General features: G+C 65.2%; 15 protein-coding genes. 5 read left to right on the forward strand and 10 right to left on the reverse strand.

Annotated elements, in window-relative coordinates; translation table 11 throughout:
- Position 1 precedes the first annotated feature (1 nt).
- The 3 genes from rbbA to HMPREF2914_RS27820 form a co-directional block, all read right to left on the reverse strand.
- A complete protein-coding gene (rbbA, locus tag HMPREF2914_RS27810) occupies positions 2-2752 on the reverse strand; it encodes a ribosome-associated ATPase/putative transporter RbbA (RefSeq protein ID WP_023092746.1) in 2751 nt (916 codons plus the stop codon).
- Positions 2749-3822 (reverse strand): HlyD family secretion protein, encoded by a 1074-nt coding sequence (locus HMPREF2914_RS27815; RefSeq protein ID WP_003136086.1) that lies wholly within the window; start codon positions 3820-3822, stop codon positions 2749-2751. The genes rbbA and HMPREF2914_RS27815 overlap by 4 nt, the downstream gene beginning before the upstream one ends.
- A gap of 206 nt (positions 3823-4028) precedes the next feature.
- The gene (locus HMPREF2914_RS27820) at positions 4029-4448 is read right to left on the reverse strand and encodes a flagellar basal body-associated protein FliL (RefSeq protein ID WP_003096328.1); all 420 of its coding nucleotides are present in this window, start codon (positions 4446-4448) and stop codon (positions 4029-4031) included.
- 153 nt (positions 4449-4601) lie between these two features.
- On the opposite strand from HMPREF2914_RS27820, the gene HMPREF2914_RS27825 reads away from it, so the two are divergent.
- Positions 4602-5579, forward strand: a complete 978-nt coding sequence (locus tag HMPREF2914_RS27825) for an NADPH:quinone oxidoreductase family protein (protein WP_003096329.1) — start codon at positions 4602-4604, stop codon at positions 5577-5579.
- Positions 5580-5828: 249 nt separating this feature from the next.
- On the forward strand, positions 5829-7178 hold the full coding sequence (gene glpT / locus HMPREF2914_RS27830; RefSeq protein ID WP_003110671.1) for a glycerol-3-phosphate transporter: 1350 nt from the start codon (positions 5829-5831) through the stop codon (positions 7176-7178).
- A 33-nt stretch (positions 7179-7211) separates the two neighbouring features.
- On the opposite strand, the gene HMPREF2914_RS27835 is transcribed toward glpT, so the two are convergent.
- The 5 genes from HMPREF2914_RS27835 to trxA all read right to left on the reverse strand — a co-directional run bounded on the left by HMPREF2914_RS27835 (position 7212) and on the right by trxA (position 13614).
- Positions 7212-8180 carry a CDP-6-deoxy-delta-3,4-glucoseen reductase gene (locus tag HMPREF2914_RS27835; RefSeq protein WP_003096331.1) on the reverse strand — a complete coding sequence of 323 codons (969 nt, stop codon included), beginning with the start codon at positions 8178-8180 and terminating at the stop codon, positions 7212-7214.
- Positions 8180-9646: a 4-hydroxy-3-polyprenylbenzoate decarboxylase gene (ubiD, locus tag HMPREF2914_RS27840; RefSeq protein WP_003096332.1), complete on the reverse strand. Its 1467-nt coding sequence runs from the start codon at positions 9644-9646 to the stop codon at positions 8180-8182. Before ubiD ends, HMPREF2914_RS27835 begins: the two co-directional genes overlap by 1 nt.
- Before the next feature lie 78 nt (positions 9647-9724).
- Positions 9725-11713: an acyltransferase family protein gene (locus HMPREF2914_RS27845; protein ID WP_003141952.1), complete on the reverse strand. Its 1989-nt coding sequence runs from the start codon at positions 11711-11713 to the stop codon at positions 9725-9727.
- 70 nt (positions 11714-11783) lie between these two features.
- Positions 11784-13043, reverse strand: a complete 1260-nt coding sequence (gene rho, locus HMPREF2914_RS27850; protein ID WP_003096334.1) for a transcription termination factor Rho — start codon at positions 13041-13043, stop codon at positions 11784-11786.
- A 244-nt stretch (positions 13044-13287) separates the two neighbouring features.
- Positions 13288-13614: a thioredoxin TrxA gene (gene trxA, locus HMPREF2914_RS27855; protein ID WP_003096336.1), complete on the reverse strand. Its 327-nt coding sequence runs from the start codon at positions 13612-13614 to the stop codon at positions 13288-13290.
- A 198-nt stretch (positions 13615-13812) separates the two neighbouring features.
- Here trxA and ppx point away from each other — a divergent pair, with 198 nt between their 5' ends.
- Positions 13813-15318: an exopolyphosphatase gene (gene ppx, locus HMPREF2914_RS27860; RefSeq protein WP_003099207.1), complete on the forward strand. Its 1506-nt coding sequence runs from the start codon at positions 13813-13815 to the stop codon at positions 15316-15318.
- On the opposite strand, the gene ppk1 is transcribed toward ppx, so the two are convergent.
- Together ppk1 and hemB are read right to left on the reverse strand one after the other, a co-directional pair.
- Positions 15305-17515, reverse strand: a complete 2211-nt coding sequence (ppk1, locus tag HMPREF2914_RS27865) for a polyphosphate kinase 1 (RefSeq protein WP_003096343.1) — start codon at positions 17513-17515, stop codon at positions 15305-15307. The genes ppx and ppk1 overlap by 14 nt on opposite strands.
- Positions 17516-17532: 17 nt before the next feature.
- Complete coding sequence (gene hemB / locus HMPREF2914_RS27870) at positions 17533-18546, reverse strand: porphobilinogen synthase (RefSeq protein WP_003096352.1); 1014 nt, start codon at positions 18544-18546, stop codon at positions 17533-17535.
- A gap of 243 nt (positions 18547-18789) precedes the next feature.
- On the opposite strand from hemB, the gene HMPREF2914_RS27875 reads away from it, so the two are divergent.
- Both HMPREF2914_RS27875 and elbB read left to right on the forward strand, forming a co-directional pair.
- Positions 18790-19380: a DedA family protein gene (locus HMPREF2914_RS27875; RefSeq protein WP_003096354.1), complete on the forward strand. Its 591-nt coding sequence runs from the start codon at positions 18790-18792 to the stop codon at positions 19378-19380.
- 164 nt (positions 19381-19544) lie between these two features.
- Positions 19545-20213 carry an isoprenoid biosynthesis glyoxalase ElbB gene (gene elbB, locus HMPREF2914_RS27880; protein WP_023092747.1) on the forward strand — a complete coding sequence of 223 codons (669 nt, stop codon included), beginning with the start codon at positions 19545-19547 and terminating at the stop codon, positions 20211-20213.
- The last annotated feature ends 80 nt before the right edge of the window (positions 20214-20293 follow it).

Below are 20293 nucleotides of genomic sequence, written 5' to 3' on the forward strand. Positions count from 1 at the left end.
CTCAGTCCTCCTGCTTCTTCAGGCAGGCCACGCTGAGCAGGGTCAGCACCACGATGGAAGCGGCAAGCGGCAGGTAGTAGGCCCAGAGATCGGGCAGGCCCAGCGATTTGGAAAAGGCGCCGCGGCTGACCACCAGGAAATGCGAGGTCGGATAGAGCTTGCCGATCCAGGCCGCCGCACCTTCCAGCGAGGACACCGGGTGGATCAGCCCGGAGAACTGGATCGCCGGGATCATGGTGGCGATCGCCACGCCGAATACAGCGGCGATCTGGCTGCGCATGAACGTCGAGAGGAACAGCCCGAGGCCGGTGCTGGTGACCACATAGAGGAAAGCGCCGATGGTCAACGCCAGGAAGCTGCCCTTGAGCGGCACGCGAAATACCACGATGGCCAGGACCAGCATCAGCAGGAAGTTGATCATGCCCATGGCGACGTAAGGCAACTGCTTGCCGACCAGGAACTCCAGGCGCGTCACCGGGGTGACATAGAGGTTGGTGATCGAGCCCAGTTCCTTTTCGCGCACCACGCCGAGGGCGGTGAGCATGGCCGGGATCATGATCAGCAGCAGCGGGATCACCGCCGGCACCATCGCCTTCAGGCTTTCCACGTCGGGGTTGTAGCGATAGCGCACCTCGGTGCTGGCCGCCGCGCTGGCCTCGGCCCCACCCACCTGCCGCGAGAGGTCCGCCAGGTAGCTGGTGTGCAGGCCCTGCACGTAGCCGAGCACGGTGTTGGCACGGGTCGGCATCGCTCCGTCGATCCACACGCCGATGGCCGGATCGGAGCCACGCTTGAGATCGCGCCCGAAGTTCGGCGGGATCTCCACCGCCAGGCTCAGCTCGCCGCTGCGCAGGCGCCGGTCGAGGTCGTCCGGGTCGGTGATCGGCGCATGTTCGACGAAATAGCGCGAGCCGGCGATGTTCAGCGCATAGGCCTGGCTGGTGGTGGTCTGGTCACGGTCGAGGACCGCCCAGGAGAGGTCCTCGACGTCCATGTTGATGCCGTAGCCGATGATGAACATCAGCAGCGCGGTGCCGAGCAGGGCCAGGGTCAGGCGGATCGGGTCGCGGCGCAGTTCCATGGCTTCGCGGCGCGCATAGCTGAACAGCCGCAGGGGGCTGAAGCGTTCGCGTTGCGCCTGGCGCCCCTGGCCATCGCCGGGCTGCTCCGCGACGGCCGGCGCCTCGGCCGGTTGCGCTGGCGCGGCGGCGCCGGCGGCTTCTTCCAGGTACGCGATGAAGGTCGCCTCCAGGGTCGGCAGGCCGCGCTGGCGCACCAGCTCATCGGGAGTATCGCTGGCCAGTACCTTGCCGGCATGCATCAGCGAGATGCGATCGCAGCGCTGGGCCTCGTTCATGAAGTGGGTGGAAATGAAGATGGTCACCCCGTCGCGGCGCGACAGCTCGACCATCAGTTCCCAGAAGCCGTCGCGAGCCACCGGATCGACCCCCGAGGTGGGCTCGTCGAGGATCAGGATCTCCGGCTTGTGGATCACCGCCACCGCCAGCGACAGGCGCTGGCGAATGCCCAGCGGCAGGTCGTCGGGCAGTTCGTCGGCCACCTTCTCCAGGTCGAAGCGCCGGAGCATTTCGCCGACCCGTGCCGGGATGCCATCCGCCGGCAGGTGGAACAGCCGGGCGTGCAGCACCAGGTTCTGCCGCACGCTCAGCTCGGCATACAGGGAGAAGGCCTGGGACATGTAACCGACCCGGCGACGGGTCGCCATGTCGCTGGCGTCCACCGCCTGGCCGAACAGCGCGCACGTGCCTTCGCTGGCCGGCAGCAGGCCGGTGAGCATCTTCATGGTGGTGGACTTGCCGCAGCCGTTGGAGCCGAGGAAGCCGAAGATTTCCCCACGCTCGATACGGAAGCTGACGTGATCGACCGCGACGAAGTCGCCGAAACGACAGGTCAGGCCCTCGGCCTCGATGGCGATCCGCGGCGCGCCTTCGCTCTGCGGTCGCGGCGGGATCACCAATCGATGGTGGCCGGCGCGCTTGCTTTCCGGCAGCAGGGCGATGAACGCCGACTCGAGGCTCTGCGTCCCGGTACGCTCGCGCAACTCCTGCGGCGTACCGGTGGCCAGGACCTTTCCATCGTCCATCGCCACCAGCCAGTCGAAGCGCTCGGCTTCCTCCATGTAGGCGGTGGCGACCAGCACGCTCATGCCTTCGCGGCCCGCGCGGATACGGCCGATCAGCTCCCAGAACTGGTTGCGCGACAGCGGGTCGACGCCGGTGGTCGGCTCGTCGAGGATCAGCAGGTCGGGATCGTGGATCAGCGCGCAGCACAGCCCGAGCTTCTGCTTCATGCCGCCGGACAGCTTGCCCGCAGGACGCTCGGCGAACGGCGCCAATCCGGTGCTTTGCAGCAGATCGGCGATGCGCCGCTCGCGCTCGGCCTTGTCGTGGCCGAACAGCCGACCGAAGAAGTCGACGTTCTCGAACACCGAGAGCGTCGGGTAGAGGTTCTTGCCCAACCCCTGGGGCATGTAGGCGATGCGCGGGCAGACCGCCCGGCGGTGGCGGCGGTCGCGCATGTCGCCATCGAGCACGCGGATCTCGCCATCCTGCATCTTCCGTGCGCCGGCCAACAGCGCCAGCAGGCTGGACTTGCCGACCCCGTCCGGACCGATCAGGCCGACCATGCGGTTGGCCGGGATATCCAGGCTGACATCGTCCACCGCGCGCGTCTCGCCGTAGCGCAGCGAAACGCCCCGGAGGCTCGCCACGCCGCTCCCGCCAGCGGTCATTGCGGAACCTTGATCTGCAGGTTGGCCGGCCACTCGACCTCAGGGTCCAGTCGCAGGTAGGCCATTCCGGGCACGCCGGTCTTGACGTAGGTGATGTATTTTTCCAGCAGCGCCGGATCGAGCCGCGCCTTGACCCGGAACATCAGCTTCTCCCGCTCGTTGGCGGTTTCCACCGTTTTCGGGGTGAACTGGGCGACGCTGGCGACATAGGACACCTTGGCCGGGATCACGTAGTCCGGCACCGCGTCGATCACCAAGCGCACTTCCTGGCCCAGTCCGACCCTGCCGGCCTGCATGGATGGCAGGAAGAAAGTCATGTAGACGTCGGCCAGGTCGACCATGTTGAGCAGCTTGCCACCGGCCGGCAGCACTTCCCCCGGCTGTGCCACGCGGTACTGCACGCGGCCGTTGCGCGGCGCCTTGAGCAGGCTGTCGTCGATATCCGCCTGGAGCCGGGCGACGCTGGCCTTGGCCGCCTCGATGGCCGACTGCGCCTCGATTACCTGGGAACGCCCGGCCTCGATCGCCGCCTGCGCCGAAATCACTTGCGAGCGTGCCGCGGACAACGCCGCCTGGGCGCTCTGCAGGGTCGCCCGATCGTCGTCGAGTTGCTGTTGCGGCAGGGCATTGCGCTTGACCAGCGCCTCGGTACGGGTGAAGCGCTTCTGCGCCGCTGTCAGCTCGGCCTGGCGCTGCGCCACCACGGCCTGGGCGGTGCTCTTCTCGCTCTCGCGCTGGGCCACCAGCGAGGTCGCGGTGAGCTTGGCGTTCTCCGCCTGGCGCACCTGGGCCTGGGCCTGGGCCAACTGCGCCTCGAGCACCTGAGTATCCATCCGCGCGACGATTTCGCCGGCCTTGACGAAGTCGCCCTCGTCGACCTTGATCTCGGCGACCCGCCCGGGAAGCTTGGCCGCCACGTCCACCTCGGTGGCCTCGATGCGTCCGTTGCCGCTGGCGAATCCCTCGCCCAGGCCGGTCGGTCGCGATACCTGCCAGACCAGCACGCCTACGCCGAGCAGCGCCGCCACGACCAGGGCACGGCTCAGCCACCGTTTGCTTTCCTGTTTCATCCCTTCTCCTCGCACGTTCGGCCAGGCCGCGGCGATGACGCTCACGCTGGAAAGCGCGGCCGCCGCGGACTTCACTGGCTCGATTGTCCCTCCAGGGCGGCGCGCAGGTGTTGATGCACGTCAGACGCGCCCGACCGAACCTCACAGGAAAGCAGAATCCCCGGTGCCTCGCATCCGGGAGCGCGGGACAGAACGGATAGTTGACCTCAGGGCTGGACGATGAGGTTGTTGAACAGCAGGTCGGTCACCAGCGGCTTGCCCTCTTCCTGCTCGAGGGTCTGCTGGACCTGCTTCAGCGCCTCCTGGCGCAGGCTTTCCTTGGCCTCGACCGTACCCAGGCTCTGGTCGGTCTGCTGGGCGAACAGCATGATCAACTGGTTGCGGATCAAAGGCTCGTGATGCTCGACCTTGGTCGCCGCGTCCTTGTCGGCCACCTGCAGGGCGATGTCGGCCTTGTAGTACTGCAGGCGCGGCCCGCTGCCGTAGTTGCCGACCAGCGCCGGGGTCAGGTCGACGTAGACCGGCTTGTTCGCGCCCTCGCCTTCCGGCGCGGCCTCCTCGGCCGAGGCGAACGACGGGAACAGACTCAGGCACAGGGCCAGCGACAGGGCAATGGGGGTTCTCACGGGCGCATCTCCTCGACGAATGCCGGCAAGCATAGCCAGACTCTCGGCCGGGCCCAAGCCCGGGGTTTATGGACAACCATCAGTTGTGGCGATGCTGATTGACCCCCGGCGTCTCCCTCCTACACTGGCCGGACCGCAAACTGGAGCGTCCCGATGAAAGCCGTCCTCTGCAAAGCCTTCGGCCCGGCCAGCAGCCTGGTCCTGGAAGAAATCGCCAGCCCGAGCCCGGCGAAGAACGAAATCCTCCTCGATGTGCACGCCGCCGGGGTCAACTTCCCCGACACCCTGATCATCGAGGGCAAGTACCAGTTCAAGCCGCCCTTCCCCTTCTCCCCGGGCGGCGAGGCGGCCGGAGTGGTCGCCGCGGTCGGCGAAAAGGTCGCCCACGTCAGGCCCGGCGACCGGGTCATGGCCCTGACCGGCTGGGGCAGCTTCGCCGAGCAGGTCAAGGTGCCCGGCTATAACGTGATGCCGATACCCGAAGGCATGGACTTCGCCAGCGCCGCCGCCTTCGGCATGACCTACGGCACCTCGATGCACGCCCTGAAACAGCGCGCCAACCTGCAACCCGGCGAGACCCTGCTGGTGCTCGGCGCTTCCGGCGGGGTCGGGCTGGCTGCCGTGGAGATCGGCAAGGCCATGGGCGCCCGGGTGATCGCTGCCGCCAGTACCCCCGACAAGCTCGCCGTGGCCAAGGCCGCCGGCGCCGACGAACTGATCAACTACAGCGAAGGTAGCCTGCGCGAGCAGCTCAAGGCCTTGACCGGCGGCCAGGGCGTCGATGTGATCTACGATCCGGTGGGCGGCGAACTGTTCGAGGAGGCCTTCCGCAGCATCGCCTGGAACGGACGGATGCTGGTGGTCGGCTTCGCCAGCGGCAGCATCCCTTCGCTGCCGGCCAACCTGACCCTGCTCAAGGGCGCCTCGCTGGTCGGCGTGTTCTGGGGATCGTTCGCCCAACGCCAGCCGCAGGACAACGCTGACAACTTCCGCCAGCTGTTCGCCTGGCACGCCGAAGGCAAGCTGAAACCGCTGGTGTCGCAGCGCTTCCCGCTGGAACGGGCCGGTGACGCCATCGACGCCCTCGGCCAGCGCAAGGCGGTCGGCAAGGTGGTGGTGGAGGTTCGCTGAGCCACGAAGGCGGCGAGTATTGCCTCCCGCCCCTGCGGAGAAAGGCATGGCGGGCCGGAGCGATACACCGGCCGAGGCCCACGCTGTCAGATGTTTTTCCCCTATGAAGGCCCCGGTTTCCGACCGGGGCTTTCTTATTTCCGACCAATGCACTCAACCTGTAACATTTCCGCTATTTTTTCATTTACGAAAAATGTAGTGTTCGCAACCGCGTAAAAAGGCGCGACACAACAACAAGCGGAGTTCGCGATGTTCGGAATCTTTCGTCCCGCGCCACACCAGGCGCCACTGCCCGATGCCGAGGTGGACAGCACCTACCGGCGCCTGCGCTGGCAGATCTTCGCCGGTATCTTCATCGGCTACGCGGGTTACTACCTGCTGCGCAAGAACTTCTCCCTGGCCATGCCCTACCTCATCGAGGACGGCTACAGTCGCGGCCAGCTGGGCGTCGCGATGTCGGCCATCGCCATCGCCTACGGCCTGTCGAAATTCATCATGGGCCTGGTCTCGGACCGTTCCAACCCACGGGTCTTCCTGCCGTTCGGCCTGTTGGTGTCGGCGGCGGTGATGTTCATTTTCGGATTCGCACACTGGGCTACCTCCAGCGTCGCCATCATGTTCGTCCTGCTCTTCATCAACGGCTGGGCCCAGGGCATGGGCTGGCCGCCGAGCGGACGGACCATGGTCCACTGGTGGTCGCAGAAGGAGCGCGGCAGCGTGGTCTCGGTGTGGAACGTCGCCCACAATGTCGGCGGCGGCCTGATCGGCCCGCTGTTCCTGCTCGGCCTGGCGCTGTTCGGCGACTGGCGCTCGGCCTTCTACGTGCCGGCCATCGTCGCCGTGGGCGTAGCCGTGTTCGCCTATTTCGCCATGCGCGACACCCCGCAATCCTGCGGCCTGCCGCCGATCGAGAAGCACAAGGACGACTACCCCGAAGGCTACGACGAACACCACGAGCGCGAGCTGTCGACCAAGGAGATCTTCGTCACCTACGTGCTGCGCAACAAGCTGCTCTGGTACATCGCCCTGGCCAACGTGTTCGTCTACCTGCTGCGCTACGGTGTGCTCGACTGGGCGCCGACCTACCTCAAGGAGGCCAAGCACTTCAACGTCGACAAGTCGTCCTGGGCGTACTTCTTCTACGAATGGGCGGGGATTCCCGGCACCCTGCTCTGCGGCTGGCTGTCGGACAAGCTGTTCAAGGGCAATCGCGGCGCCACCGGCGTGGTGTTCATGATCCTGGTGACCGTCGGCACCCTGATCTACTGGCTGAACCCGGCCGGCAACCCGGCGATCGACATGGCCGCGCTGATCATGATCGGCTTCCTGATCTACGGCCCGGTGATGCTGATCGGCTTGCAGGCCCTGGAGCTGGCGCCGAAGAAAGCGGCCGGCACCGCCGCCGGCTTCACCGGTCTGTTCGGCTACCTCGGCGGCTCGGTGGCGGCCAACGCCCTGGTCGGCTACACGGTGGACCACTTCGGCTGGGACGGTGGCTTCAAGCTGCTGATCGGCGCCTGCCTGCTGGCCATCCTGTTCCTCTGCCTGACCCTGCGCAAACCCGCGGTCCAGGCCGCGCCGCAGCAAGCCGGCGGATGACGCGGCGGCTCCGGCGCCAGGCCGGAGCCGCGTTCAGTCCCGCGGCGCGTAGGCGAACACGTCGGCGCGCATCTGGTGCGCGTCCATCCCTGCTTCGACCAGGGCATCCAGGGTCGCGTAGACCATCGCCGGCGAGCCGCTGGCATACACATGCAGGCTCGACAGGTCGGCGAAATCCTCGCGCACCGCCTCGTGCAACAAGCCGCAACGCCCCTCCCAGCCACAGAGGTCGCTGACCACCCGGTGCAGGAACAGGTTCGGCAGGCCTTCCCACTCCGTCCAGTGCGGCAGTCGGTAGAAATCCTCCGGACGCCGAACGCCCCAGTAGAGATGTACAGGATGGGCGAAGCCGGCGGCGCGGCAGTGCTCGATCAGGCTGTGCATCTGCGACATGCCGGTTCCCGCGGCGATCAGCACCAGCGGACCGTCGGGCAGTTCCGCCAGGTGCGCGTCGCCGAACGGCAGCTGGATCCGTGCCAGGCGCTCGCGCTGCAACTGCGCGATCAGCGCGACGGCACTGTCTTCCTTGGCCAGGATGTGCAACTCAAGGTCGCGTCCCGCATGCGGCGCGGAGGCCAGGGAAAACGCCGCGCTGTCGCCGCCGTCACGCTCCAGCAACAGGTACTGCCCGGCGTGATAGCGTGGCGGCTTGCCGGCCGGCGCGCGCAGGCCGACCCGGTAGACGTCGCCGCCGACCTCTTCGCAGAAGCTCAACTGGCAGGTCAGCTTGCGCAGAGGCAGTTCACCCGGCGCCAGCACCCCGTCCCAATGCAGCACGCAGTCTTCCAGCGGCTCGGCGAGGCAGGTGAAGAGTTCGCCATGATCGCGTACCTCGCCGTTCTGGCGTACCCGCCCCTCCACCAGCAGCGCCGCGCAGATATGGCAGTTGCCGTTGCGGCAGCTCTGCGGACAGTCGTAGCCAAGCCGCCGGGCGCCATCGAGGATGCGTTCCCCCGGCAGCAGCTCGAGGCAGGCGCCGGACGGTTGCAGGACGATACGCATCAGTCGATCCCGAGGCTCGACCAGAGCGCGTCGATGCGCCGTGTCACCGCTTCGTCCTTGACGATGGCGCGCCCCCATTCGCGGCTGGTCTCGCCCGGCCACTTGTGGGTGGCATCAAGCCCCATCTTCGAGCCGAGGCCGGAGACCGGCGAGGCGAAGTCGAGGTAGTCGATGGGCGTGTTGTCGATCATCACCGTGTCGCGCTTGGGGTCCATCCGCGTGGTGATGGCCCAGATCACATCGTTCCAGTCGCGCGCATCGATGTCATCGTCGGTGACGATGACGAACTTGGTGTACATGAACTGCCGCAGGAACGACCAGACCCCGAGCATCACGCGCTTGGCGTGCCCTGGGTACTGCTTCTTCATGGTCACCACCGCCATCCGGTAGGAACAACCTTCCGGCGGCAGGTAGAAATCGACGATTTCCGGGAACTGCTTCTGCAGGATCGGCACGAACACTTCGTTCAGTGCCACCCCGAGGATCGCCGGCTCGTCCGGCGGACGCCCGGTGTAGGTGCTGTGGTAGATCGGTTTCTGCCGGCGGGTGACGCGCTCGACGGTGAACACCGGGAAGCGATCGACCTCGTTGTAGTAGCCGGTGTGATCGCCATAGGGACCTTCGTCGGCCATCTCGCCGGGGTGGATCACCCCTTCGAGGACGATCTCGGCGCTGGCCGGCACCTGCAAGTCGCTGCCGCGACACTTGACCAGCTCGGTACGATGCCCGCGCAACAGGCCGGCGAAAGCGTATTCGGAAAGGGTGTCCGGCACCGGCGTCACCGCACCGAGGATGGTCGCCGGATCGGCGCCCAGCGCCACGGCTACCGGATAGGGCTGGCCCGGATGCTTCTGGCACCACTCGCGGTAGTCCAGTGCGCCGCCGCGATGGCTGAGCCAGCGCATGATCACCTTGTTGCGGCCGATCACCTGCTGGCGGTAGATGCCCAGGTTCTGCCGTTCCTTGTTCGGCCCGCGGGTAACGGTCAGGCCCCAGGTGATCAGCGGCCCGACATCGCCCGGCCAGCAGGTCTGGACCGGCAGCCGGCCGAGGTCGACGTCCTCGCCCTCCTCGACCACTTCCTGGCAGGGGGCGTCCTTGAGCACCTTCGGCGCCATGGACAGGACCTTCCTGTACATCGGCAGCTTGGCCCAGGCGTCCTTGAGGCCCTTCGGCGGCTCGGGCTCCTTGAGTTGCGCCAGCAGCTTGCCGATCTCGCGCAGCGCGCCGACGTCCTCGGCGCCCATGCCCAGCGCCACGCGCTCCGGCGTACCGAACAGGTTGCCGAGTACCGGCATGTCGAAGCCGGTCGGCTTTTCGAACAGCAATGCCGGGCCCTTGGCGCGCAACGTGCGGTCGCACACCTCGGTCATCTCGAGCACGGGGGAAATCGGCACCTGGATGCGCTTCAACGCACCGCGCTGCTCCAGCTGGGCGATGAAATCGCGGAGATCCTTGAACGTCATTGGCCTAACCATTCACTGCAAGACCCCACATCCTACCTGCTCCCGGCCCATCCGGCAGCAGGCAAACGCGGCATTCGGTCACTGCTGGCTGGCGATCCGCGAGTCGTCGAGGCTCTGTAGCATCGGCTCGAACAAAGGCCCGAGTTCATGGGCCCCCTGGGTCGAAAGGTGGTTGTTATCCATGTACAGCGACCAGCCATCACGTTCGGCGAAACAATCCAGGCCATCGCAGAGCACGCTGGAGGGGTCGATCACGCTCACCCGCGGGTTGCCTTCGGCCAGCGCATCGAACAGCGCATTCACGTAGGCGACGCGCGCAGTGTGCTCAGCGAAGGGAAAACGTGCGCGCCCGACATCCTCCCCGCTCAGACTCAGCCGCACCAGCCGCGCCGGTGCCTTGAATGGCAGCAGCGGTACGTCTTTGACCAGCCAGACATGTACGTCGGCCGCGTTCAGCCTTTCGATCATCCCGCTCAGGCGTTGCCGCAGCAGCGCCTCGGCGATCGAGCTGTCCGGCGTGTCGTCCGGCTCGCGGAGAATGTTGCGGGTGCCGTCCTGCGAGTCGCCGTAGACATACATGTCCCAGCGCCCGGCGAGGATCACCCCGCCCGGCCGCTGCTGTTCGACGAACTCGAGCATCTGCTGATTGAAACGCAGGCAATTGTCCTTTTCCAACATCCCCAGCAACGGCGGACAGCCCGCCAGCGAAGCCTGCCAGATCGGCAGTCGGCGACTGGCAGCCAGTTCGCGCAGCAGCGGGCTCAACGCCGCGGAATGGCTGTCGCCCCAACTGACCAGCAGCGGTCGTTCGGCAGCCAGTTCCGCCGGGAAGCGGCAGATGCTTTCCTGACTGAGCGCCTTCTTGTCGAACATGCAGTCGGTCTGCCCATCGCGCCATTTGGACGCCTTGGCATAACGCAAGGCTTCCTCGGAAAGACGCGACGGCACGCCGTCGTAATGCCGCACCAACTGGCCGACGACTCCCAGCAGCAGCAAGCTGCACAGCGCCGCGCCAAGCATCTGCCGGCGCCCGGCGAACAGCTTGCGCTCGCGGAACGGTGCCTCGACGTAGTACAGCGACAGTGCCGCCAGGCCGATGCTCGCCGCCAGCAACCCCAGACGTGCCGGCAGGCCCAGGGTTTCCAGTGCGTGGTACTGGACGAAGACGTACAGTGGCCAGTGCCAGAGGTACAGCGAATAGGAGATCAGACCGAACCAGACCAGCGGTTGCCAGCCCAGCAGGCGGCGAACCCAGGTGTCGCCGGCGCCGTTGGCCCAGATCAGCAGGGCGGTGCCAAGCACCGCCGGCAGCGCCGCGAGGCCGGGGAAGGGAGTGTCGCTGTCGTAGAAGAACACCGGCAGGAGAATCGCCGCTATCCCGAGGGTGGCCGCCAGTTGCAGGGACCACTGCGAATGACCGCGGCTACCGCCCGGCAGCAATGCCAGCGCGGCACCCGCCAGGAGTTCCCAGGCGCGCATCGGCAGGAGGAAGAATGCACTGCCAGGTCGCTGGTTCACCGCCCAGACGCTGGCCGCCAGCGATAGCGCCAGGACCGCGAGGAGGATGGCGAGCCGCCAGCGCAGCAGACGCCCGGAGATCGCGGCCAGCAGTAGAGGGAAGAGAATGTAGAACTGCTCTTCCACCGACAACGACCAGGTATGCAATAGCGGCTTGAATTCGGACGCGGCGTCGAAATAGCCATCCTGCTTCCAGAACAGGATGTTCGAGGCGAACATCGTCTGGTAACGCACCGCACGACCCAGTTGCTCGTAGTCCCGCGGCTCCATCAGGAACCAGCCGGCCGCCAGGCTGACGGCCATCATAACGAACAAAGCGGGGAGGATGCGTCGCGCCCGGCGAGCCCAGAAATCGACGAAGCTGAAACGCCCGGCCTGCCGATCGCGCCGGATGATCGAAGTGATCAGGTAGCCGGAAATCACCAGAAAGACATCGACGCCGACATAGCCGCCGGTGAAACCGCCCAAGCCCAAGTGATAGAACACCACCGACAAGATGGCCAGTGCGCGCAATCCATCGATATCTCTTCGATAAGGCAGGCTCGACATCTATTTTTCTCCAGGCATGAAAAAAGGCGCTCCGGTCAAACCGGAGCGCCTTCTTCAATTCCCTGGAAGACTACTTCCGTTTCATCGAATCGAAGAACTCATCGTTGGTCTTGGTCTGCTTGAGCTTGTCGATGAGGAATTCGATCGCGGAGATCTCGTCCATCGGGTGCAGGATCTTGCGCAGGATCCACATGCGCTGGAGCTCGTCCTCGCTGGTCAGCAGCTCTTCGCGGCGGGTACCCGAACGGTTGATGTTGATGGCCGGGAACACGCGCTTCTCGGCGATCTTGCGATCCAATGGGAGTTCCATGTTGCCGGTACCCTTGAATTCCTCGTAGATCACCTCGTCCATCTTCGAGCCGGTTTCCACCAACGCCGTGGCGAGAATCGTAAGAGAACCGCCCTCTTCGATGTTCCGCGCGGCGCCGAAGAAGCGCTTCGGCTTCTCCAGGGCATGGGCGTCGACACCGCCGGTGAGCACCTTGCCGGAGCTGGGGATCACGGTGTTGTAGGCCCGCGCCAGACGGGTGATGGAGTCGAGCAGGATGACCACGTCCTTCTTGTGCTCGACCAGGCGCTTGGCCTTCTCGATCACCATCTCGGCGACCTGTACGTGACGGGTCGGCGGTTCGTCAAAGGTCGAGGCGACCACTTCGCCGCGCACGGTGCGCTGCATTTCGGTCACTTCCTCAGGGCGCTCGTCGATCAGCAGGACGATCAGGTGGCATTCGGGGTTGTTGCGGGTGATGTTGCTGGCGATGTTCTGCAGCATGATGGTCTTGCCCGCCTTCGGCGGCGCCACGATCAGGCCGCGCTGGCCCTTGCCGATCGGCGCGCAGAGGTCGATGACGCGGCCGGTCAGGTCTTCGGTGGAGCCGTTGCCGGCTTCCATCTTCATCCGCTCGTTGGGGAACAGCGGCGTCAGGTTCTCGAAGAGAATCTTGTTCTTCGCATTCTCCGGACGATCGAAGTTGATCGAGTCGACCTTGAGCAGGGCGAAGTAGCGTTCGCCCTCTTTCGGCGGCCGGATCTTGCCGATGATGGTGTCGCCCGTGCGCAGGTTGAAGCGCCGGATCTGGCTCGGCGAGACATAGATGTCGTCGGGGCCGGCCAGGTAGGAAGAGTCGGCGGAGCGCAGGAAGCCGAAGCCGTCCTGAAGAATCTCCAGCACGCCATCGCCGGAGATCTCTTCACCACTTTTCGCGTGCTTCTTCAGCAGGGCGAAGATGATGTCCTGCTTGCGCGAACGGGCCATGTTTTCCAGGCCCATGGCATCGGACATTTCCAGCAGTTCGGCAATCGGCTTTTGCTTGAGTTCGGTCAGATTCATAGGAAAGAGATAGGTACGCAGAAAGAGGAATTGGAGAAAGCGTCGAGCTTGGGAAAGCCGTGTCGCAAGGGGGCGACAGGAGCGCTAGAAAGTTCGAGTAGGAAGTGCGTCCGGGACGGCATGCAGAAGGCGACGGAAAAAACGTCGCGAACCCGAATTTAACACCGTGGCCGCGTGGCGTCTATAGAAACGCAAAAAAAAGCCCCGCGAATCGCGGGGCTTTCCAGCGAGGCCTGGGCCCGGCTCAGATATTGGCGTCGAGGAAGGCCGCCAGCTGCGACTTGGACAGTGCGCCGACCTTGGTCGCCTCGACATTGCCGTCCTTGAACAGCATCAGGGTAGGGATGCCACGCACGCCGTACTTCGGCGGAGTGTCCTGGTTCTCGTCGATGTTCAGCTTGCAGACCTTCAGCTTGCCCTGATAGTCCCTGGCGACTTCGTCCAGCACCGGCGCGATCATCTTGCACGGACCGCACCACTCGGCCCAGTAGTCCACCAGCACAGGGCCGTCGGCCTTCAGCACGTCCTGCTCGAAGCTGGCATCAGTAACGTTGACGATATGTTCGCTCATGAAATCTCTCCGTAGTCGGACGCGAATTGAAACGCGAAAGTGCCGACCATCATATCCCGCCTTGACCCTCGCCGGAAGGCGCAGCCGATTGAGAGTCTCTATCGTTGGTCGGCTGATTCCCGATTGATCGGCTGCCGCATTGGCGACCCTCGCCCTATCGTGGCAGGATGGCGCAGTTTTCCAATGGACTTGCAAAGCATGCCGCAAAAACCTGCCGAGGCATTCCCGCTGATTGCCGCCCTGGACCTGGGTTCCAACAGTTTCCACCTCTGTCTGGCCAAGGCCAATATCCACGGCGAAGTCCGCATCCTCGAACGGCTGGGCGAGAAGGTTCAACTGGCCGCCGGCCTCGACGAGGAGCGCAATCTCAGCGAGGAGGCCACCCAGCGTGGCCTCGACTGCCTACGCCGCTTCGCCCAGTTCATCAGCGGCATGCCCCAGGGTTCCGTACGCGTGGTCGCGACCAACGCCTTGCGCGAGGCGCGCAACCGCAGCGATTTCATCCGTCGTGCGGAAGAGGTTCTCGGCCATCCCGTGGAAGTCATCTCCGGCCGCGAGGAAGCCCGCCTGATCTACCTCGGCGTCGCCAACAGCATGCCCGACAGCGGCGGTCGCCGGCTGGTCAGCGACATCGGCGGCGGCAGCACCGAGTTCATCATCGGCCAGGGTTTCGAGTCCGAGCTGCGGGAAAGCCTGCAGATGGGTTGCGTCAGCTACACCCAACGCTACTTCCGCGACGGCAAGATCACCCCGGCCCGCTACGCCCAGGCGTACACCGCCGCACGCCTGGAACTGATGGGCATCGAGAACAGCCTGCGGCGCCTCGGCTGGCAACAGGCGGTCGGCGCCTCCGGCACCATCCGCGCAGTGGCGCTGGCGATCAAGGCCGGCGGCCACGGCAACGGCGAGATAAGCCCGGACGGACTGGCCTGGCTGAAGCGCAAGGTGCTCAAGCTCGGCGACGTGGAGAAGCTCGATCTGGAGGGGATCAAGCCGGACCGCCGGACCATCTTCCCGGCCGGACTGGCCATTCTCGAAGCGATCTTCGACGCGCTGGAACTGGAACAGATGGTTCACTCCGAGGGCGCCCTGCGCGAAGGCGTTCTCTACGACCTGGTCGGCCGTCACCAGCACGAGGACGTGCGCGAACGCACCATCAGTTCGCTGATGCAGCGCTACCACGTCGATCCGGAGCAGGCTTCGCGGGTGGAGGCCAAGGCCCTCAAGGTGCTTGCCGAAGTCGGCGACGCCTGGGAGCTGAACGACGAACTGCACCGCGACCTGCTGAGCTGGGGCGCACGGGTCCACGAGATCGGCCTGGACATTGCCCATTACCACTACCACAAGCACGGCGCCTACCTGATCGAGCACTCCGACCTGGCTGGCTTCTCGCGCCAGGACCAGCAGATGCTGTCGCTACTGGTACGCGGCCACCGCCGCAACATTCCGGCGGACAAGCTGGCGGAGTTCGCCGCGGAAGGCGACAAGCTGGTGCGCCTGTGCATCGTGCTGCGCTTCGCGATCCTCTTCCACCACATTCGCGGCACCCAGGAAATGCCCTCGGTGCGCCTGAAGGCAGAGCCCAAGAGCCTTTCGGTGACCTTCCCCGAGGGCTGGCTGGAAGCCAACCCGCTGACCCAGGCCGACTTCGCCCAGGAAGCCGAATGGCTCAAGCGGGTCGGCTACAGCCTCAACGTGCGGTAAGCACCGGCGCGGCCAGCTTCTCCAGCAGGGTCGCTTGGGTATTGCGGGGGTTCTGGTTACCGGTGGGACTGAGCCGCTGGTAGCTACCGTCGGCCTGCAACACCCAGGCCTGGGTGTTGTCGGTCAGATACGTTTCCAGTTCCTTCTTGACCCGCTGCACCAGCTTCTTGCCTTCCACCGGGAAGCAGGTCTCGACGCGCATGTCGAGGTTGCGCTCCATCCAGTCGGCGCTGGAGAGATAGAGCTTCTCGTCGCCGCCGTTGAGGAAGTAGTAGATGCGGCTGTGCTCGAGGAAGCGTCCGATGATCGAGCGCACGTGGATATTGTGCGAGACCCCCGGGATGCCTGGCCGCAGGCAGCACATGCCACGCACCACCAGGTCGATCCTGACCCCGGCCTGGCTGGCCTTGTACAGGGCGCGGATGACCTTCGGATCGGTCAGCGAGTTGACCTTGGCCATGATGTGCGCCGGCTGGCCGAGCGCCGCCTGGGCCGCCTCGCGGTTGATCATTTCCAGCAGGTTCTTCTTCAGGGTGAACGGCGCATGCAACAGCTTCTTCATGCGCAGCGTCTTGCCCATCCCGATCAGCTGGTTGAACAGCTTGTGCAGGTCCTCGCAGAGCGCCACGTCGGCGGTCAGCAGGCTGTAGTCGGTGTACAGGCGAGCGTTGCCGGCATGGTAGTTGCCGGTGCCCAGGTGCGCGTAGCGGCGCAGTTCGCCGTCCTCGCGACGGAGGATCAGCATCATCTTGGCGTGGGTCTTGAAGCCGACCACGCCGTAGATCACTACCGCGCCGGCCTGTTGCAGGCGGCTGGCCAGTTGCAGGTTGGACTCTTCGTCGAAGCGGGCGCGCAGCTCGATCACCGCGGTGACCTCCTTGCCGTTGCGTGCCGCCTCGACCAGGGCGTCGACGATCTCAGAGTTGGCACCGCTGCGGTACAGGGTCTGCTTGATCGCCAGCACGTTCGGATCCTTGGCGGCCTGGCGCAGCAGGTCGATCACCGGGGTGAAGGACTCGAACGGGTGCATCAGCAACACGTCGAGCTTGCTGAGGACGTTGAAGAGGTTTTCCTTCTTCTGCAAAAGACGCGGGATCGCCGGGGTGAAGGGCGGGTACTGCAGCTCCGGATGGCTTTCCAGGCCGGTGACGCTGAACAGGCGGGTCAGGTTGACCGGGCCGCTGACCTTGTACAACTCGCTTTCGGACAGGCCGAACTGCTTGAGCAGGTAGTTGGTCAGGTTCTGCGGGCAGGTATCCACCACCTCCAGGCGTACCGCGTCCCCGTAGCGACGCGAGAACAGCTCGCCGCGCAGCGCGCGGGCCAGGTCCTCGACATCCTCGGTGTCCACCGACAGGTCGGCGTTGCGGGTCAGGCGGAACTGGTAGCAGCCCTTCACCTTCATGCCGGGGAACAGGTCGTCGGCGTGGGCGTGGATCATCGACGACAGGAACACGTAGTTGTCGCCCTCGCCGCCAACGTCTTCCGGCAGCTTGATGATCCGTGGCAGCAGGCGCGGCGCCGGGATGATCGCCAGGCCGGAGTCGCGGCCGAAGGCATCCATCCCCTCCAGCTCGACGATGAAGTTGAGGCTCTTGTTCACCAGCAGCGGGAACGGGTGGGTCGGGTCGAGGCCGATCGGGGTGATGATCGGCGCGATCTCGTCGCGGAAGAAGCGCCGTACCCAGGTCTTGATCTTCAGCGTCCAGTGACGCCGGCGGATGAAGCGGATCTGGTGCTTGGCCAGCTCCGGCAACAGGGTCTCGTTGAGGATCCGGTACTGCCGCGATACCTGCTCGTGGACCAGCTCGCTGATCCGCGCCAGGGCCTGGTGCGGCAGCAGGCCGTCGGCGCCGGCCTGCTCGCGGGCGAAGGTGATCTGCTTCTTCAGGCCGGCGATGCGGATCTCGAAGAACTCGTCGAGGTTGCTCGAGAAGATGAGGAGGAACTTCAGCCGCTCCAGGAGCGGGTAGGACTCGTCCAGCGCTTGTTCCAGCACGCGGATGTTGAACTGCAACTGGGAGAGCTCGCGATGAATGTACAGGCTGCTGTCATCCACGCTGGGAACCACCGCAGGTGGCGTTTCCACCGGGATCGTTTCGGCCATCTTCACTTCTGCTTCGCTTTCCACGTTCGCCACTACGGTTTCGTCGGCGGCGATACGTTCGATCTCATCAAGTCCTTGCTGCGTATTCATTCATCTTCCCGAGGGGGTCAACGCCCCCGTCTTAATTGTTCTGCGGCCTGCTTGGCGAAGTAGGTCAGAATGCCATCGGCGCCGGCACGTTTGAAGGCGGTAAGGGATTCGAGGATCACCGATTCGGCCAGCCAGCCGTTCTGGATGGCGCCCATGTGCATCGCATACTCGCCGCTGACCTGGTAGACAAAGGTCGGGGCGCGGAATTCATCCTTCACCCGACGCACGATGTCGAGGTAGGGCATGCCCGGCTTGACCATCACCATGTCGGCGCCTTCGGCCAGGTCGGCGGCCACTTCGTGAAGTGCCTCGTCGCTGTTCGCCGGATCCATCTGGTAGGTGGCCTTGTTGCCCTTGCCGAGGTTCGAAGCCGAGCCGACCGCATCGCGGAACGGACCGTAGTAGGCGCTGGCGTACTTGGCTGAGTAGGCCATGATCCGCACATTGGTGTGACCGGCAGACTCCAGAGCCTCGCGGATCGCACCGATGCGACCGTCCATCATGTCCGAGGGCGCTACCACCTGGGCGCCGGCCTCGGCGTGGGACAGCGCCTGCCGTACCAGCACGTCGATGCTGACGTCGTTGAGGACGTAACCGTCGTCATCCAGGATGCCGTCCTGGCCATGGGTGGTGAACGGGTCGAGCGCCACGTCGGTGATGATGCCCAGCTCCGGAAAGCGCTCGCGCAGGGCGCGGGTGGCGCGCTGGGCGATGCCTTCCGGGTTGTATGCCTCGGCGGCGTCCAGGGACTTCTTCTCCACCGGGGTCACCGGGAACAGCGCCAGCGCCGGAATGCCCAGGGCCACCCACTCTTCCGCCTCGATCAGCAACTGGTCGATGGACAGGCGCTCGACGCCGGGCATCGACGGAATGCTTTCACGCTGGTTGACCCCATCGAGGACGAACACCGGCAGGATCAGGTCGTCGACGGTGAGGACATTCTCGCGGACCAGGCGGCGGGAGAAGTCATCGCGGCGATTGCGCCGCAGGCGGGTGTAGGGATAGGCGCGGTTGGCGGGAGTGAAGCTCACGGTTTACTCCAGGGCCCAGATAACGGGCACAGTGTGACAGTTATAGTCCCTGATTATGACGGATTGGCAACAAGCGACGACAGTGACTCAAGGTCGCGGCATCCTGCCGCACCGCCAATCATCGCAAAAAGCCAGCGGCAAAGGCCATTCATTGCACAATCAATGACCTGGGCCGTGACGATCGCGCTTTCCCCACGCCCTCAACCGAGTTAGGCTGCGCGTTCATTTCGCTTCGCTGCCCCGATGATGCTCCAACAATTCCTGCAGGACTTCGGCTATTTCGCCCTTTTTCTCGGTACTTTCTTCGAGGGCGAAACCATTCTCGTGCTGGCCGGGTTCCTTGCCTTCCGCGGCTACATGCAGCTGGATACCGTGATTCTCACCGCCTTCCTCGGCAGCTACGCCGGTGACCAACTCTGGTACTTCCTCGGACGCCGCCACGGCCGCCGGTTGCTGGCGCGCAAGCCGCGCTGGCAGAAGCTCGGCGACAAGGCGCTGGACCATGTGCGCCGCCATCCTGACCTGTGGGTGCTGAGTTTCCGCTTCGTCTACGGCCTGCGTACGGTGATGCCGGTGGCCATCGGCCTGTCCGGCTATCCACCGGCCCGCTATCTTCTTCTCAACGGCATCGGCGCCATCGTCTGGGCCGCCGCGCTGGGCTCCGCCGCCTACTATTTCGGCAGCGTACTGGAAGGCATGCTCGGCAACATCAAGAAATACGAACTCATGGTCCTCGGCGGCCTGATCGTGCTGGGCCTGCTGCTCTGGCTATGGCGGCGTTTCAAGACACCGCGCGGCAACGGCGCGGGCGGCAACGCCGACAAATCCGAGTGAACCCGCGCCGGCGCGACTGAACAGCCGGCCCCTTCGCACACTCCAACTCCTTGTACCCTCCGCTCCGGCTGGCCGCCGGGGCCGGCGGCTCGCTATGCTTGCGCGATACCGACCCCGGCCAGGCCCGTCCGGTCCGGATCCTGCGTTCCCAAGGAGTAAGCCTCATGCACAAGAAAGTTGCCGTCATCCTCTCCGGTTGTGGCGTCTACGATGGCGCGGAAATCCACGAAAGCGTGATCACCCTGCTCCGCCTCAGCCAGCGCGGCGCCGAGGCACAATGCTTTGCGCCGAACATCGCCCAGCACCATGTGGTCAACCACCTGACCGGCGAGGAAATGCCGGAAAGCCGCAATGTCCTGGTCGAGTCCGCGCGTATCGCCCGCGGCGAAGTCAAGGACCTGCGCGAAGCCCGCGCCGAGGACTACGACGCGCTGATCGTGCCCGGTGGCTTCGGCGCTGCGAAGAACCTCAGCGACTTTGCCATCAACGGCGCGCAATGCCAGGTGCAGCCGGACGTGCTGGCGCTGGCCAAGGCTTTCGCCGAAGCCGGCAAGCCAGTCGGGCTGATCTGCATCGCTCCGGCGATGGCGGCGAAGATCTACGGCGCCGGCGTCCAATGCACCATCGGCAACGACGCCGACACCGCCGACGCGCTGAAGCAGATGGGTGCCGAGCACATCGACGCGCCGGTGGACGAGATCGTCGAAGACAGCGCGCGCAAGCTGGTGACCACCCCGGCCTACATGCTCGCCCAGTCGATCGCCGAAGCCGCTTCCGGGATCAACAAGCTGGTCGACCAGGTGCTCGAACTGGTGGACCAGGACAAGGCCTGATCGGCCAAGCACGAGGGCGGTCGCGCCGCCGCCCTTTTCAAATCCGTGCCGCTACGCCAGCGTGCGTCTCGAAACCATCG

The organism is Pseudomonas sp. HMSC067G02 (genome assembly GCF_001813485.1).
Taxonomy (GTDB): Bacteria; Pseudomonadota; Gammaproteobacteria; order Pseudomonadales; family Pseudomonadaceae; genus Pseudomonas; species Pseudomonas aeruginosa.